The organism is Thiothrix litoralis, assembly GCF_017901135.1.
Taxonomy (GTDB): domain Bacteria; phylum Pseudomonadota; class Gammaproteobacteria; order Thiotrichales; family Thiotrichaceae; genus Thiothrix; species Thiothrix litoralis.
This window is the reverse complement of record NZ_CP072801.1, coordinates 3179066-3196005: the sequence shown is the minus strand read 5'-3', so window position 1 is coordinate 3196005 and position 16940 is coordinate 3179066. Positions and strand designations below refer to the sequence as shown.

Annotated in this window: 12 protein-coding genes and 1 tRNA gene; 4 read left to right on the top strand and 9 right to left on the bottom strand. The window is 53.7% G+C overall.

Annotation, left to right across the window (positions count from 1 at the left end; genetic code table 11):
- Nucleotides 1-2: 2 nt before the first annotated feature.
- Nucleotides 3-2723, bottom strand: coding sequence for a bifunctional [glutamate--ammonia ligase]-adenylyl-L-tyrosine phosphorylase/[glutamate--ammonia-ligase] adenylyltransferase (gene glnE, locus J9253_RS15560; protein WP_228291590.1), 2721 nt, complete (start codon nucleotides 2721-2723; stop codon nucleotides 3-5).
- On the opposite strand from glnE, the gene J9253_RS15555 reads away from it, so the two are divergent.
- The 3 genes from J9253_RS15555 (at nucleotide 2717) to J9253_RS15545 (ending at nucleotide 5954) form a co-directional block, all read left to right on the top strand.
- On the top strand, nucleotides 2717-2893 hold the full coding sequence (locus tag J9253_RS15555) for a hypothetical protein (RefSeq protein ID WP_210221818.1): 177 nt from the start codon (nucleotides 2717-2719) through the stop codon (nucleotides 2891-2893). The two genes, glnE and J9253_RS15555, sit on opposite strands and share 7 nt — an antisense overlap.
- A 429-nt stretch (nucleotides 2894-3322) precedes the next feature.
- On the top strand, nucleotides 3323-4477 hold the full coding sequence (locus J9253_RS15550; protein ID WP_407701797.1) for an RNA-guided endonuclease InsQ/TnpB family protein: 1155 nt from the start codon (nucleotides 3323-3325) through the stop codon (nucleotides 4475-4477).
- Nucleotides 4478-5000: 523 nt separating this feature from the next.
- Complete coding sequence (locus J9253_RS15545; RefSeq protein ID WP_210221817.1) at nucleotides 5001-5954, top strand: IS110 family RNA-guided transposase; 954 nt, start codon at nucleotides 5001-5003, stop codon at nucleotides 5952-5954.
- Nucleotides 5955-6105: 151 nt separating this feature from the next.
- Here J9253_RS15545 and J9253_RS15540 read toward each other — a convergent pair whose 3' ends face one another.
- From J9253_RS15540 to J9253_RS15520, 5 genes are all read right to left on the bottom strand, one after another.
- A complete protein-coding gene (locus J9253_RS15540) occupies nucleotides 6106-9219 on the bottom strand; it encodes a tetratricopeptide repeat protein (RefSeq protein WP_210221816.1) in 3114 nt (1037 codons plus the stop codon).
- Nucleotides 9220-9434: 215 nt separating this feature from the next.
- On the bottom strand, nucleotides 9435-10634 hold the full coding sequence (locus tag J9253_RS15535; RefSeq protein WP_210221815.1) for a type II toxin-antitoxin system HipA family toxin: 1200 nt from the start codon (nucleotides 10632-10634) through the stop codon (nucleotides 9435-9437).
- On the bottom strand, nucleotides 10621-10866 hold the full coding sequence (locus J9253_RS15530) for a helix-turn-helix transcriptional regulator (RefSeq protein WP_038140858.1): 246 nt from the start codon (nucleotides 10864-10866) through the stop codon (nucleotides 10621-10623). The genes J9253_RS15535 and J9253_RS15530 overlap by 14 nt, the downstream gene beginning before the upstream one ends.
- 77 nt (nucleotides 10867-10943) lie before the next feature.
- On the bottom strand, nucleotides 10944-12728 hold the full coding sequence (locus J9253_RS15525; RefSeq protein WP_210221814.1) for an ABC transporter ATP-binding protein: 1785 nt from the start codon (nucleotides 12726-12728) through the stop codon (nucleotides 10944-10946).
- An 85-nt stretch (nucleotides 12729-12813) separates the two neighbouring features.
- Entirely contained in the window at nucleotides 12814-13713 is a 900-nt protein-coding gene (locus J9253_RS15520; protein ID WP_228291400.1) for a c-type cytochrome, read from the bottom strand.
- Nucleotides 13714-13929: 216 nt separating this feature from the next.
- Between J9253_RS15520 and J9253_RS15515 the strand changes: the two genes are divergently transcribed.
- A tRNA-Arg gene (locus tag J9253_RS15515) sits at nucleotides 13930-14005 on the top strand.
- A 122-nt stretch (nucleotides 14006-14127) separates the two neighbouring features.
- Here the strand turns inward: J9253_RS15515 and J9253_RS15510 are convergent.
- From J9253_RS15510 to J9253_RS15500, 3 genes are all read right to left on the bottom strand, one after another.
- Nucleotides 14128-14679 carry a recombinase family protein gene (locus tag J9253_RS15510; protein ID WP_210221813.1) on the bottom strand — a complete coding sequence of 184 codons (552 nt, stop codon included), beginning with the start codon at nucleotides 14677-14679 and terminating at the stop codon, nucleotides 14128-14130.
- A gap of 230 nt (nucleotides 14680-14909) precedes the next feature.
- The gene (locus tag J9253_RS15505) at nucleotides 14910-15368 is read right to left on the bottom strand and encodes a hypothetical protein (protein WP_210221812.1); all 459 of its coding nucleotides are present in this window, start codon (nucleotides 15366-15368) and stop codon (nucleotides 14910-14912) included.
- Nucleotides 15368-16939: a YfjI family protein gene (locus J9253_RS15500; RefSeq protein ID WP_210221811.1), complete on the bottom strand. Its 1572-nt coding sequence runs from the start codon at nucleotides 16937-16939 to the stop codon at nucleotides 15368-15370. Before J9253_RS15500 ends, J9253_RS15505 begins: the two co-directional genes overlap by 1 nt.
- Nucleotide 16940 lies beyond the last annotated feature (1 nt).

The following is a 16940-nucleotide window of genomic DNA, read 5'->3' as shown; positions in this document are numbered from 1 at the left end:
ACCTACACCTGCAACATCCACTCTTTCCAAGCCGCCTGCACCACTGCCCGTTCCCGTGCAAACTGCCCCGCCTCTACCGTCGCCCCCTGTTCCTGCAAGGCCAGTTCATGCAGGCGATCACGCAAGCTGCGGTAAGCATCGGCCAAGGCTTCCGCCTGCACTTCCGGCAAGATGCCTGCCTGATGCAGGGATTTCAGTTGGCGGATATTGTCACTCCAACGCACCAGTTGCGGGTGTTCGTGCGCATGGGCAAGGATCAGGAATTGCACGATGAATTCGATGTCGGTAATGCCGCCAGGGTCTTTTTTCAGGTTGAACACGCTGGCATCCTTACTACCGACGCTTTCCCACATTTTCTGGCGCATGGTGCTGACTTCCTTGCGTAAGGCAGCCTTGTCACGCGGTTGGCACAGCACAGCGTGGCGTACCTGCTCAAATTGCGCCCGTAAGCTTGCCGAACCCGTCACCACACGGGCACGCAACAACGCCTGATGTTCCCACACCCACGCTTTTTCCTGCTGATAGGTGCGGAAGGCATTCAGGCTACTGACCAGCAAGCCGGAAGCACCACTGGGGCGCAAGCGCGTATCGGTTTCATACAAACGCCCTGCCGGGGTGAAGGTGGTCAGGGTATGGATAATCTTTTGCGCAAAACGCGCGTAGAACACCGCATTTTCCAGCACTTTGTTGCCGTTGGTTTGCTGCGCCTGTCCTTGGCTGTCGTGCAGGAAAATAATGTCGAGATCCGAACCATAACCCAGTTCCAAACCACCCAGTTTGCCGTAGCCGATAATGGCAAAACCGGCCTGATGGGTTAAACCTTCTAGCTGGTAACACGGCACACCTACTTGCGCGGTCATCGTCTCCCACACATGACGCTGGGTTTCTTCCAACACTGCTTCGGCAACCCAAGTGAGCTGGTCGGACACCTTCATCAGTGGCAACACCCCAGTGATGTCGGCCGCTGCGGTGCGTAATACTTGCGCCTGCTTGAACTGACGTAAGCGTTCCATCACCTGTTCGGTATCGTTGGCGTCAATGCGCCCCAGTTCCAGCCGCAAAGCTGCCCCGAGTTCCTCCCGGTTGAGCGGGGCGTAAAGCTGGTGCGGGTCGAGCATCTGATCGAGCAGAATCGGGTGCAAGGTCAACTCGCTGGTAATCCACAAGCTGTCGCTGACCAGCCGCACAAACTGGTCGAGTGCGCCGGGGTTATCCGCCAGCATCGCAATATAGCCGGAACGTGGCGCAATCTTGCTCACCACCCGCAGGCAACGTTCCAGCGTGTCTTGCGGGGTCGCGGTGGCATTGCACACATCCAGCAACGCAGGCAGCAAGCGCTTCAGGCGGCTGCGCCCGGTATCGGTGAGGGATGCGTACAAACGGCTATCCAGCAAAGCCTGAATCGCGGGGTGTTCCGGCATCGGGCGCGACGCCTCTGTTTCGAGGGCAAACACCCGCTGGAAAATATGGCTCACACCTTGCTGATGGCGATTGAGTTCGGTGCGGAAACGCTCCCAATCGGCAAAGCCCATGCTCGCAGCAAGGCTGGCCTGCTGCTCCGACTTGTCGGGCAGGGAATGAGTTTGTTCGTCATGCCACATTTGCAGGCGGTTTTCGGTGCGCCGCAGGAAATGGTAGGCAAGGTGCAACACCTCATATTCTTCCTCACTCAGCAGTTGTTGTGCCAGCAAGGCTGCCAGCGTCAGCAGCAGGTTGCGCTGGCGCAGTTCGGGCACAGGCCCCCCGCGCATGAGCTGGAACACTTGCGCGGTGAATTCGATTTCGCGGATGCCACCTGTGCCGAGTTTCACATCCTGATACTTGCCACGGCGTTCGGCTTCGCGGTTGATCATCGCTTTCATGTCGCGCAATTGTTCGACTGCGCCGTAATCGAGGTAGCGGCGGTAAACGAAGGGGCGCAAACGTGCCATCAGTTCCGCGCCGCTGGCTTGGTCGCCTGCGATCACCCGCGCCTTGATCAGGGCGTAGCGTTCCCATTCGCGCCCGTGGGTTTCGTAGTAATGCTCCATCCCGTCGAACGATAGCGCGAGTGCGCCGACTTCGCCGAAGGGGCGCAAACGCATGTCGACGCGGTAAGCAATGCCGTCAGCGGTGGTTTGCCCCAATACCCCGATCAGGCGTTGCCCGACGCGGGTGAAAAATGTCTGGTTGTCGAGCGAGCGTTTGCCGTCGGTATCGCCCTTTTCCGGGAAGGCAAAAATCAGGTCAATGTCAGAGGAAAAGTTGAGTTCGCGCCCGCCCAGCTTGCCCATGCCGAGAATCACCAGTTGCTGCGGTGCGCCGTCGCGGCTGCGGGGTATGCCGTGTTTGGCGCTGAGTTCGGCGTAACACCAGTGGAGCACGGCATCCACCAAGCCATCAGCAAGGTCGGAGGTGGTGCGCAGGGTTTCAGCCAGTTCTGCCATCCCGCTGAGGTCGCGCCAAGCGATGCGCACGCTTTCGCGGTGGCGGATGTTGCGAACAACATGCAGCAGGGTGGTGTGGTCGGGGATGTCGCGGATTTCAGCGGCGATTGTCTGGAAAAGTTCGCCGTCGCAGTAAGGCTGGCTGGTGGCGCACAGGGCTTGCCAGTTGGGGTGGCGAGCGAGCTGGTGCTGGAGGTAAGGGCTGGCGGAGAGGATGGCTTCGGCTGACATGGTTGTTCTCGCGTGACTGGTTCTCCAGCTATTATATGCCCCATTTTGGGGCGTGGGGAATGCTATTTGTTGGGTTGGCTGAGACGGGCTTGGAGTTCGGCGAGTTTGGGGGCGCGGCGATGGTAGCCGGTTGCGTTGATCAATTTGGCGGCGGCTTCGATGTGGTCTTGAAGAGAAAGAGGGCGTATGCAATACGCCCTACGTCTGCCAGCATCAACCGCGTCATCTCCAAATGATAATCCGTCAAAAACAGCCGCATCCCACCTGTTCCAGCCATTCCCCGGCCTGCTGTAGTAGCTTGCCCTGCAAGCGATGTTCTGGGGAAGAATCGCCAGCAGGGCAGGTCTTCCTGAATTTGGTATTGAAGGTTTCAATGCGGTAAAGGATATTAAAACCACGGGCAACCAACGATCAAGCCATCTAGTGCTAAAATCGCGGGAATGCTAATTTACAAATAGCGGGTAGTCTATTGTTAAAATCGCGGGGATTTATGTTATAACAGCTAAAACACTCAGGATCTCACTCATCAGTCGTGCGCGAGATACCCCTGCCTTTAGGCATGGGGAGGGATAGCGCGTCGGCGACAGCCGACCCTCTTCTCGCTCCTCCGTTTGGTTTGCTATCTTCGGTTGTTGACTCTTCACGAAATATACGATATTTTGTGAATAATAAAAACTAAACGCGCCTACCAATTCCGATTCTACCCAGACCCACAACAAGAAACGTTGCTGGCTCAGACGTTCGGTTGTGTGCGCTACGTTTACAACAGCATCTTGCGTTACCGCACGGATGCCTACTATCAGGCTCAGGAAAAAGTTGGGTACACGAAAGCGAGTTCCCAACTGACTGCCATCAAAAAACTGCCTGAAGCTACTTTCCTGAACGACGTTTCCAGTGTTCCGCTGCAACAATGCTTGAGGAATCAGCAAACGGCGTTCAAAAACTTCTTTGAAGGTCGGGCAAAATACCCTGTCTTCAAATCTAAAAAGCACCGCCAATCGGCTGAATTCACGTACCGCGCGTTCAGCTACCGTGACGGTGAATTGAAACTGGCGAAGTGCGATAAACCGCTGAATATCAAGTGGAGTCAGGCACTTCCGGCTGACCCCACCACGGTTACTGTTTCCAAAGATCAGGCCGGACGCTATTTTGTGTCTTGCTTGTGTGAATTTGAACCCACGCTGTTGCCCGTCACCGATAAAAAGGCAGGCATTGACGTGGGCATCAAGGATTTGTTCGTTACCTCTGACGGTTTTAAATCCGGTAATCCCCGCCACACCGCACAACACGCGGCTAAACTCGCGAAGTACCAACGCCGTCTTGCCAAGAAGACACTCGGCAGCAAGAACCGGTTGAAAGCTAAACGCAAGGTCGCCCGTGTTCACGCGAAAATTTCCGATGACCGTTCGGACAACTTGCACAAGTTGTCCCGCAAACTGATTAACGAGAACCAAGTGGTTTGTGCTGAAAACCTCGCCGTGAAGAACATGATTAAGAACCCAACGTTAGCCAAGCACATTGCGGATGCAAGTTGGGGTGAGTTCACTCGCCAGCTTGCGTACAAAGCTGGCTGGTACGGGAGGACATACGTTGAGATAGGGAGATTCTTCCCGTCCACTAAACGCTGTTCCTGCTGTGGGTTCGTGAAAGAAAACATGCCGCTGGACGTGCGATCGTGGGAGTGCCCCGAATGCGGCACAACCCACGACCGTGACGTGAATGCAGCACGTAACATTTTAGCCGCCGGGCTGGCGGTGTTAGCCTTTGGAGAGAATGTTAGTGGCGATGGCATTTCGGTGTCGTCGTCCTGTTCTCGGTGAATTAGGAATCCCCCGGCTTTAGCCGTGGGGAGTAGTCAACGTCGAAAACGAAGACGGTGATTTGCTGGGTATTGAAATCAAGGCGGGGTCAGCCGTTAGCAAAGATAGTTTCAAACACCTGTATTGGTTTCGTGACCATATGGCGAAGAGCAGGCGGTTTGTTGGAGTGGTGTTGTATACGGGGGAGCATGTTGTGCCGTTTGGAGTGGGGATGTGGGCAGTGCCGATTAGTGTGATGTGGGGATCGGAATAAATTAAATTATTCTTGTATTTGCCAACTGAGATCAAGTGTTGCATTCAGGCAAAGATCCTTACTCCGAACCGTTCCCCCCATCCCCAGCCCTAGTATCTGGGAAGAATCATCCCGGATGTACTAAACAAGGAGTTTTCAGGATGTGGCAGGCCGCCAGCCCTTTGGGTGAACCCCGTGGGGAAGCTTGGGTCGCCACATCCAATTCTTGAAGAACCCGAACAGTTGCCAGGGAACAACCCGCATCATCGGCTAGGATGGGAGTACAGGAACATGGAACAAACCCAAGAAACATTTATCGGCATTGATGTTTCCAAAGCACATCTGGATGTTCATGGTTTGCCTTCTGGCGAAGCATGGCAAGCAGATAACACCAGCACCGGAATAACCGGATTGGTCGAAAAGTTGTTGCTTTGGAATGCCAGCCTGATTGTCATGGAAGCGACAGGTGGATTGGAAACGCCCATTGCCTGTGCCTTGATGGAAGCTGGCTTACCCGTTGCCGTAGTGAATCCCCGGCAAGCACGGGATTTTGCTAAAGCAATGGGGCAACTCGCCAAGACGGACAAAGTGGATGCGCGATTACTGGCCTTATTCGGAGAACGTATCCGCCCCGAAGTCCGTCCTTTGAAAGATGCTGAGCAGCAACTTTTTAGCCAATTGCTGGCACGTCGCCGTCAGTTGGTGGAGATACGAGTTGCCGAACAAAACCGTTGGTTTATGGCACAAGGTAGCGTCCGTGGGAATATCGAACAGCACCTTGAATGGCTCAAGCAGCACATTGACGATGTGGACAAAGACTTGGGGCAATTCGTGCAGGCCAGCCCCGTATGGAAAGCGAAGGAAGACCTGCTGAAGAGTTTCAAAGGTGTGGGACGTATTGCCAGTTTCACCTTGCTAGCCTCCCTACCGGAACTGGGGACGCTCGACCGGAAAGAAATAGCGGCCTTGGCAGGTCTCGCGCCCTTCAACCGTGACAGTGGCACGATGCGCGGAAAACGTGCTATCTGGGGTGGACGGGCTGAAGTAAGGAGTTTGCTGTATATGGTGGCGTTAGTAGCATCAAGGAGTAACAATACCATCAAGAAATTTTATGAAAAACTTGTTCAGGCAGGCAAACCCAAGAAGGTTGCACTCACTGCCTGCATGAGAAAAATCCTGACCATCCTGAATGCAATGGTCAGGGATAATCAACCTTGGAACCCACAAGGGAAACAACATGCTTGACATAACATCAAGACAGTTGCTTCCCCCGCAAGGGGTGAAGGGAGCAAAAGGGGGAAAATCCTCCCCCAACCCCTCCTTTTGCAAAGGAGGGGAGCAAGAGGGCGCGGTATATTCTGGCTTCCCCCTTTGCAAAAGGGGGATTGAGGGGGATTTACTTGTCGCAAGACAAGCCCCTTTGCGAGAGGATGTTTTCGATGATTCCGGCTTCGGGGATTCGCAGGCGGCGGGCATCGCTCAGTGCCAAGCACAGTAATTCTTGCACACGGGCTGCGTTAACTGCTGCATCCATTTGCCACAGCAGCATGGCAAGTTTGGCACGACCAACCAGCAGCGAGTGCACATCGCCGAGCTTCTCATAGACGGGGAGCGTTTCATTCAGCGTGTTGAGCGCCTCGTCCAGTTGACCTCGCGCTTGCAGGATGTCCGCGATCTTTCCCATCGTCACCGCTTTTTCGCGCACAGCGCCGAGCTTCTCATAGACGGGGAGCGTTTCATTCAGCGTGTTGAGCGCCTCGTCCAGTTGACCTCGCGCTTGCAGGATGTCCGCGATCTTTCCCATCGTCACCGCTTTTTCGCGCACAGCGCCGAGCTTCTCATAGACGGGGAGCGTTTCATTCAGCGTGTTGAGCGCCTCGTCCAGTTGACCTCGCGCTTGCAGGATGTCCGCGATCTTTCCCATCGTCACCGCTTTTTCGCGCACAGCGCCGAGCTTCTCATAGACGGGGAGCGTTTCATTCAGCGTGTTGAGCGCCTCGTCCAGTTGACCTCGCGCTTGCAGGATGTCCGCAATAATTCCTTGAAACACAGCAACATCTTGAATCGCTCCAATTTTTTCCATTGGAGGAATGCAGCGTTCCTGTAAAACCTTCAACCCCTCATCCAATTGACCACGAGCAATAAGAATGTCGGCAATCTTACGTTCCGTCACCGCTTTCGAGCGCACATCGCCGAGCTTCTCATAGACGGGGAGCTGCTCTGTCTGCCGAATGTTGAGCGCCTCGTCCAGTTGACCTCGCGCTTGCAGGATGTCCGCGATCTTTCCCATCGTCACCGCTTTGGAGCGCACATCGCCGAGCTTCTCATACACGGGGAGCTCCTCTGTCTGCCGAATGTTGAGCGCCTCGTCCAGTTGACCTCGCGCTTGCAGGATGTCCGCGATCTTCCCCATCGTCACCGCTTTGGAGCGCACATCGCCGAGCTTCTCATAGACGGGGAGCTGCTCTGTCTGACGAATGTTGAGCGCCTCGTCCAGTTGACCTCGCGCTTGCAGGATGTCCGCGATTCGCCCATAAGCAACAGCTACTGAGCGAGTATTTCCGACCTGCCGAAACATTGGCACAGCAAAGTCACGCAAACGTTTCTCCGCTGAAGCCAAATCACCCCTTGTATGCTCAATAGTTGCCAGAATGGAATGAAAGCTAGCCTCCATATCCAGATTTTTATGTTTTTTGCATAGACTTAATCCCAACTGGACAAGCTGTTCCGCTTTGCCATACTCTCCAGCATCTTCCTGTACCGTTCCATAAAAAAAACACAGACTTAAGCCTTCAGCCGTAGCAGGGATTGGCGAGTCATCCGCCACCTGCCACAGTGCATCCCAGTCCCCACCCACATAGTTCGCCTGAGCGGGCACATCCCGCAAACTACGCTGGTAAAAGCTGAACCACGCCCGGCAAATGGCGCGGCGGCGCGGCATAGGCCACACCAAGTGATGCTTCCGCATAATTCGACTGAGTGTGGCAAGCGACAACTCGCCGCTTTCCAGCTTATCCAGCACATGCGCCTGCAACTCTGCCGCGAATTCGGCTTCGACTTGCCATGCCAGGCGTTCGCGCAAGGCTTGGGCAACGGCACGATCAGCGTGGTTTGCCAGCCGCAACAGGTAAGCAGCCTGATTACGGCTCGGCGCAGGCCAGCGCTGTTGCAACCAGACCAACAGTTTCTGCGCCAAGTCCTTGCGCGTGGCAGGGTCGGCAATCAGCGCAGGTAACAACGGGCTGTGAAAACGGTATACCAGCCCTTGCCCACTCATCCCGACAAAACGCCAATCCATGCATTGCAACAGCGCGGGGCTGGTGTTGACGTACACATCATCCAGCACATCAACCAGATCATCCCGCTCATCTTTGTTGTCGATTTCCAGATAATCCAACAGCACATCGACAGGAATCCATTCACCCCCCAATGCCGCCAGCCCGAATAACGCCCGTAACTTGGCTTGCAGCTTGGCGGGTACACGTTCCCAGCGTGACAACCAGAGCGCTTCGATATTCTTACCCACGACCGAGCGCCACGCTGCCAGATCATCCGTGGAAGCAAACATCCATTGATCATCCACTTGCCCCAGCAAGCCCTCATCCATCAACGTGTCGAGCAATTTACCCAAGTGTTCAGCATCCACCACCCCGCTGTGCAGCGCCGTATGTGTCAACAGCCATTCCACAACCGCATGGCTGGCGATGTCATCACCATAAGTTTCACGCAAAGCCCGTAGCACCCGCTGCGATGACAACGGCAGTACAGACACCAGCGCATAACGCTCCCGCGCCCCCAGCAATTCCCGTAACGGATAAGCAGACGTAAACGAGAAGGCCAAGCCCATGAAACCCGTTTCGGCGGCGGCTGCATCATTCAGCCATTTCACGGTATGCCACAGCTTTTCCAGCAAGCCCTGATCCAGTAATTCGGCATTACGCACGTGCAGAATGAGGTGGCTATCGCGTAGTAACTGTCGGAAACGCGCCTCCATCTGCTTGAAAGCATCCGCTCCTTCCTCTTCCTTGCTTTCCTCGCTACCCGGCAAAAACAACCATGCCATGAGCTTGTTTAAATCTAGCGATATTTCCGCTTGCCCAACGTTAAGGGGTAGCTTGGCCTCCACTACCTCGCCCAACTGTTTCAGCTTTGCCCACAATGAAGCGTTGTTCACCTCAAGCTGTTGCTCAAAATTTTCTAGCTTTGCCTGCATGTGTTCAAGTTGTGCTTCCCGATTGGGGGCATCCCGCAACTCCATATCCCAATGGAACACCACCACGGGCAAGCCATCGCGTGTCTGCCTGAAATGTGCTGCTTCCAATAGATAACGCCTGCCAATCCCGATTTCACCTTGCAACACCAATGGGTAAACCTGATGCTGTTCACGGAACTGTTTCATGCTCTCAGTGAACCAGTCGCGCACCCCCTGCGCTTCCGAAGCAGGATGGAAGTTCAACCAATGGTATTTTCTAGCTGTTTTGTCAGCTTGCCCAAAGAAAGGTGAGATCATGATGTTTCCCAATAAGCCCAAGGAAATGATTGCTTAAGAGTTTAGCACGACACAAAACGTTCTATGTGTAATCCACGTCACAATACTGCAAGACAAATAAGACCATCCGCTGTAGGGGCGTATTGCATACGCCCTCTTTGGGAAGTTGTTTCGTACACGCTCCTAAGCAATTGCCGGGGCGCTTCCGGCTAGCGGGTTCTACCAATATCCAAGCATTACGGCAACGGCGTTAGCAACAAAGTATGCAAACCTTCCCCAATCGGCGCAAACCCCGCATATTGCTGCTGCAACTGCTCCAACAGTGGCAAATTTTGCCCGATAGCCCACTCCACCGCCGCCTCAATTTCGCCAATTTGTTGCGCAGCAAGCTGGCAATGCTGCTTGGCAAATGCCTGTAACACCTTGCGCTTAGGCCAACGCTTTGAGCCAGTCAGCGTCAAGGCCATCGTGTCGTGTGGCAGGTAGGGAACGGTGCTAACCAAATCAAATACCGGCGCAAGCGTGCGCGTGACGCTTGGCACTTCGCCACGCCGAAAAGCGTGCAAATCGCGGTACAACACCCCCAGATTTTTCAGGTGGGCATCGCCGTTCCTGATCCTGACATTGAGGTAGCTGAGTTTGTACCAATCCGCCAAAGCTTGCGCCTGATGTTCGGTGGAAACGAATTGGCGGATGGTGTTGGCGCAGCTTTCCAGCGAACTGTCGTACTTTTGCTTCGTGCCTTTGGCTTGCAGCACGCAAAAATCTTCAAAGCCCAAGGCTTCGCCGTTGCTATCAATGTCAAAGCGCTGGCTGATCAACAGCTTGGCATTGTCGCTGAGGTGGAAAACTGGCACGCTCAACCCGGCATCTTTAGCAATGCTCATGCACAAGTATTCGTTACAACCCAGATGCGGGTAATCCGCCCCCCAGCTCTTGACGATGTAATGTTCCAGCGGAAAAGTCAGATGCCCTTGCAGGTCGAGCAAGATTTTGGGCTGCACGCCCGCAACCCCGGATTGTTGGGCATAACGTTGCAGCAATTCGCCAAACAGATTGGCATCGTGGCTATGCAACAAATCATCCAGCCCCAGCGGTTTATCACCGGGAGTGGGCAGCGGCTGGTCTGCCAGTGCGTAAGCCATGCGCCCGATTTGATGTGTACCGAGAATGGTCAGCAAGGTCAAATCGTCACTGCCGTATTGTTTAGCAGTCATGCGCTCCAAGGCTTCACGCAATGCACCTTCGGGCAGGTTCATCTGGAAGATGGGGTGCAATTGTGCGTGGCTGTAGCTTTCGTGACGGAGTGGCATAGTCAGCGACAAGGCTTCGGGCGCATCGTGGCGGTAGCTGAAATGGTATTGCTGTTGGCTGGCACTCAAGCGTCCGGCGGGTGAGGGGCGGTGATGCCCGGTGTACACATCAACCGCCGCCATACTGCACCTTCAACTCATCCAGCGTTGGCAAGCCCGCATCCTGGGTGGTAAGGACTTTGCCCAGCACCATGAGCACCCGATCTACCTTGCGGATACCAATATCGTTGTAAGCATTGCGCTCAAGTGCACCGATGGTGGTACGGTCAAGATGACACAGGTCGGCAAGCTGTTGCTGGCTCCAGCCCCGCGCTTGGCGGGCGGAGCGGATGGTTTCACCGATGGCTTCTAACATGATGGATATATTCATCAAAAAGTGGATTTAAGCCATTATTGATGAATATATTCATCATTTCAAGCCGAAAAATACGCCTATCCGTACAGCTTCCGGTACAGACCATCCTGCGCCAGTAATTGCTGATGACTCCCCTGCTCACTGATACCGCCGTCTTCAAACACGAAAATGTGATCAGCCTGGCGCACCGCACTCAAGCGGTGTGCCACGATCAGGGTAGTGCGTCCCGCTAAGAATTCACTCATGGCAGCGTGTAGCTTTTGCTCCGTTGCCGTATCCAGCGCCGACGTCGCCTCATCCAGAATCACCACGCTGGGGTTCGATAAAATCATCCGCGCAATCGCCAGCCGCTGGCGTTGCCCGCCGGAAAGCCGCATTCCTTGCCGCCCGACGATCGTCTCCAGACCTTGCGCCTGTTCGCGAATGGTGTCGTCGAGTTGCGCAATGCGTAACGCTTCCCACAACTCCGCGTCGCTGGCATCGCGCCCCAGTGTCAGGTTGGCGCGTACCGTGTCGTTGAACAGCGCCGGTTGTTGCAATACCGTGGCGACGTGTTCACGCACCACATCCAGCCCTATTTCTGTCACGGGCACATCATCAAAATAGAGTTGCCCTTGCTGAGGCTGGTACAGCCCTAACAGCACTTGCACGAAGGTGGATTTGCCGCCGCCGCTGGCTCCCACCAGTGCAATTTTCTGCCCCGCCTTGATGGTGAGGTTCACATCACGCAAGACCGGCGGCTTGTCACCGTAGGCAAAGGTAATGTGTTCCGCCCGCACGCTGACCGTGGTTTTGCCTGCAAACGGGTCGTGGAGATGGGGGTAATGTGGCTCGGGCTGCATCGCCAGCAGGGTATTAATGCGCTGCAAGGCTGCTCGTGCGCCAAACCAGCCGTATTGGATCGCCAGCACTTCTTGCACCGGCCCCATCATGAACCACAGGTAGCTGAATACCGCGAACATTTCGCCAATGCTCAGGTCGGAAAAGACTACCATCAACATGCTGCCAGCGCGGAACAGGTCAAACCCGGCGATGAAGACGGTAAACGACAAGCGGCTGGCTGCATCGCTGCGCCACGCGAATTGCCCGGCATGCTGTTTCACCTCCTGCGCATGGGTGGTCACTCGCCCGAAGAAACTGCTGGCGCGGTTGCTGGCGCGAATTTGCTGGATGGTGTCGAGCGTTTCGGTGAGGGCTTGCTGGAACAGTTCAAACGCGCTGTTTTCCTGCTTTTTCAGATCCTTGACGTAACCGCCGAGCTTGGTGGTCAGCAAAATCACCAGCGGGTTGAGCAGCAAGATGAACAAGGCCAGTTGCCAGTGCAGCCATAACAAGATGGCCGTCACGCCGATCAGGGAGAGCACCGCCACAATGAATTTGCTGATACTGATGCCGAGGAAGTTGTCGATGGTTTCCACATCCACCACCAGCCGCGAGCTGACCGTGCCACTGCCGAGGGTTTCGTATTCGGTCATCGCCACGGTTTCGATATGCCCCAGCAAGCGACGGCGAATGCTGTAGGTGAGTTCCTTGCTGATCAGGGTGAATTCGCGGTTTTGCCATACCCCGGCAAGCAAGCCCGCCAAGCGCATGATGACCGTTAGCACCGTGATGAAGGTGATGTATAACACTGGCCCATGCCATTCAGTGGGGAACAGCTCATTCATCCTCGCTACCAACCAGCCGGGCTTGTGGAGCAGGACTTCATCCACCAGCAGCGGAATCAAGAGCGGGATCGGCACACTGATCAGTACCGCAAACAGGGCGACAAGGTTGGCGATCACCAATTCGCGGCGATGCCGTAGCATTTGCTGGAACAATTCTTGCCAAGTGTAGGCGTATTGGGTGTCAGGTGTTTTCATGTGGGCATACTACCCGGATTTGGGTGCGCCGCAAAAAAGAAAGGCGCAAATTGCGCCTTTCTTTAACTGTTATGCCATGACGACATTACTGGGATTTACCCACCATGAAATCGACAGCAGCCTTGACTTCATCGTCAGACAACGCTGGGTTGCCGCCTTTGGCAGGCATGACATTTTTGCCGTTGATCGCGTTGTGGTACATCGCGTCATTACCTGTAGCGATACGTGGAGCCCAAGCGGCTTTGTCGCCCAGTTTCGGGGAACCAGCAATACCCACATCGTGGCAAGAGAAACAAATACCTTTGTAGATTTTCTCACCATCAATGGCAGCAGCAGCGACCGGAGCAGCGGCTTGTTCAGCAGGGGCTACGGCAGCTTGCTCAGCAGCAGGCGCTTCTGCCGGGGCAGCAGCTTGTTCGGCGACTGGTGCAGCTTGCTCAGCAGGGGCAGCAGCTTGTTCAGCAGCGGCTGGAGCGGCACTTCCCGGAACCTGCCCTTTCGCGTCAGCCGACAAATCAAAACCGGCTTTACCTGTCATGTACACGATAGTGTTGACCAGTTCTTCATCCGTAATCGTAGGATCACCCCCACGAGCAGGCATGGAACGGATACCATTGGTCGCATGATCCAGCAATACTTTCAGGGTTTGCGCTACCCGTGGTTCCCATGCGCCTTTATCATCAAGCTTCGGAGCACCCAACACGCCCGCAGCATGACAAGAGGTACAAACCGCATTGTAAACTGCTTCACCAGAACGTGCTTCCTTGACGATGGACTTATCGACAGTAACCACAGAACCGATCGGGGCAAGGTTGATGTCAGCAGCCGCTGCCGCCATCGAGGTATCTTCAGCGCCTTTGGTCGAGTTCCTGTCAATTGTGCTGAACAAGTTGGAAACCAGTACAAAAATCGTCGTACCGATCAAGGCAAGACCACCAATCAGTACTGGCTTGGCCATAGGGTCTTTGTGTGTAGAGTGAGCCACTTTATCCTCCTGTAGACTGGGCGGTAGCTGCCCGACAATCTGTGAATCTAAGCATTAGAAAACCGTAAACCCGCAGATTATATTCACAAATACTAATATTCGCTATGTGTTGGTCGATAAAACTTGACCTGAATCATACTAAAAAATGCACTTTCCCGCACTTTAAAGTGGCAATAGACTCAGAGACAAGGGTTGGGTATGATGCGCTTTCACAATGCACCCGTAGCTCAGGGGATAGAGTATCGGCCTCCGAAGCCGAGGGTCGCTGGTTCGATTCCAGCCGGGTGCGCCAATAAATTCAAAGACTTGCGAGAGAGTATTCACACGCTAGAAATAGCGAGTCACCATAGAGTCACCACCAGAAAAGCCGCAACTTGTGCGGCCTTTGGTCTAAGTGGTTAAAACTTGTTGTATCTATGCGGCTTTCAGCACGTTGTAAACGCTTGCTACCGATATCCCCAATGCTTCAGCAATCTTCGGTTTACTCATTCCCTGACTAAGTAATGTTTCAACTTCAGCACGTTTTGCTTGCGCCGTTGGCTTGCGTCCAGTGTATGCGCCTTCCTTTTTCGCCTTAGCGATTCCTTCAAGTTGCCGCTCTTTGCGGATGTTGGTTTCAAATTCGGCGAATACTGCCAGCATCCCAAGAAACGCCTTGCCCGCTGCTGTGCGGGTATCAATTGCTTGGTCAAGTGCCATTATGGATACGCCTTTCTCCTCAAGTTCGTGAACCATGTTGTGTAGATCGCGCTGGGAACGCGCCAAACGGTCTAACTTGGTGAATACCAGTGTGTCGCCTTCACGAATCCAGCCTAAGCATTCATCAAGCGCCGTTCTGCCCTTTTGAGAAGTACCGCTTTTTTTCTCGCTGAATATCTTGGTGCATCCCGCCGCTGTCAGTCGTTCAATCTGTGTGGTGCTGTCTTGGTCAAGTGTGCTAACCCGTGCATATCCTACCAGTGCCATGTTCATTCCCCTGTTTTGTTGCCTGATGTATGTAAATGTTCCTAAATGTTCTAAATAGCATTTAGATGTTGTTAGAATACCCTCTAAAAACTACAAAAACAACCCTATTTAGATGGTTTTTGAAGGGTGTTTGAATCTCTAACATGGGTATACCCTTTTTATAGGGGTGTAGGCATTCGGTTTTATGGAAGACGCAAAAAAGCCGCATCAAGTGCGGCTCATTCGTTGGGTTATCTGATAGATCGTCGGTACTCATCCATTGCTACAACATTCTTAGGCTTGTCTCGCCCCCACCAGTAAGCAGACCTCTGCATGTGAGTGAATGCATACCAGCGAACCGCCTGCACAATGCCCGCCATTGTTACGCCACCATTCCCAAATTCTTGCAGGTCATGTGCAAAGAATGCTTCGAGTTCTGCCAGTGTGACGGGTAGACCTTGCGCCGCTACTGCCAGCTTCTCTATGCCCTGCTTTTTCAATTCTGGCGCGTTGCTATTGCTATTTCTGCTATTTCTGCTATTCCTAGATAATTCACCTTTAGAATCAGTGATTTGCATAATAGCAGGGTTTGCTATTTCTGGTGCTAGTCTTGCTATTCCTGCTATTTTTAGATTACTTTTTGCACAAATAGCAGGTTTTTCAGTAGCAAGCGGGTCGTAATCGGGGTTAAGCCAGTCTTTCAGTGCCATTATTTGCCACCTTCCAGCAATGCCGGGTTAACTTCAATGATTGCCGTTTTGCCTTCTTTCGTTTGGCGGATACGGTTTGCACGCTCCATGTGACCAAGTGCCTTATTCAGCTTGTCAACCTTGCGCAAACTTGCAGGGGTTACGCGCTGCAATGTGCTGGTTTTGCCCACTGCATTGCTTCCAGTCGCTTTGCATTCAGCAATTAGCCATGCATCCAGCTTGACCGCTTCGAGGTCATCTTTGGGTAACGCGATTTCACCGAAGAATCGGTGCGCTTCGTACAAGTGCCAGCTTGCCAGCCTGCAAGCTGCTTTCATGGTTTCGCCGCTGATTGCATCCAGAACATGCCCACCATTAAACAAATGGAACAAGCCAGCTAATCGCGCCGCGCTGTTGGGGTTCTTGCCCGCAATCTTCCCTTCCCCTTCAAAATCGCATCCAGCACCTAACGCACTTTCCACCGAATTAAGATACTTTACCCATATTTCTAGGGCTTCCCGCGATAACGGAAGCGTTGGCAAATTGTCAAATTTACCGCCTTTCCCGTTGGTGTATTGCTGTTCAAGTATTTCATGTAGTTGCTTGCGGAATTTTTCAATGTTTGGCGTTTCGGATTCAGTCAGTAGCGTTTCAACGTCTTCCATGCGTGTGCCTTGCGTTGTTTCAGGGAATGACAATAGCCAACGTCCAAAGAAGCCCGAACCCGTCGCCCCCCTTCCGTTCGTCTCGAAAAACTCCCGGATAAGATCGGGTTGAATGGCAAGCCCCATTGAAAACCGCGCACCAGTAAGGGTAAAGCTATCCTCTTCGTTACTGCGGGTTACTTCGATCTTGCCCGCTTCCCACATTTCATTAATGCGGGAAAAGTTGCGCATAGCTTTATCCTTTGCCATACCATGCCCGCCAAACACAGCGCCCGCTTCAGCCGCCATATTGCACAAGCTAGGCCATTTATTCATGCAGTGCTTAGCTATGCCTTCGGGTGTTGCGTCCTTAGTGGTCATTTTTGGCGTGTAAACCTTGGCGGGTTCGTTTTGCTCTAGCCATACAAGTTTTTCTTGTGCCTCTTGCATCTTTTGCAGGCTTGCCGGGTCGCCCTTGGATGCCGCGCTTTCAATGGCTTTCTCTAATCCGCGCTTTTGAGCGTTCCAGCTTGCAAATTCAGCCTTGTATGCTTTTAGGTCGGGTTCAAGGTCTTGCGTTTTGGTGTCGCACCATTCGCCGATCTCCTCCGAAAAGAAGTCATCAGCCGCGCTTTTGCGTTCGTTGGGATCTCCAATCGTGACCATAATCAAACTGAGGGGCGACGGCTTCTTTAGTCGTGGGTTTGGCTTGATGTTTGCAACACCTTGGCAAGCTGTCGCCAGCACAGACAAAGCAGAGTTTGCAGCGAGTGCAGGCGGGCATTTAACGATTTCCACCACCTCACGAATTGCGCCGCCGATAATGCCCGGTAGTGCATCCATCGGGTACGGTGCTGCATGACTTTGTTGTGTGAGTGGTTCGGGTGCATCCCACTGATACGCGGGTTTTTCGATAGTTGCCATTTGCAAGATTTTCGCGTTAATCATG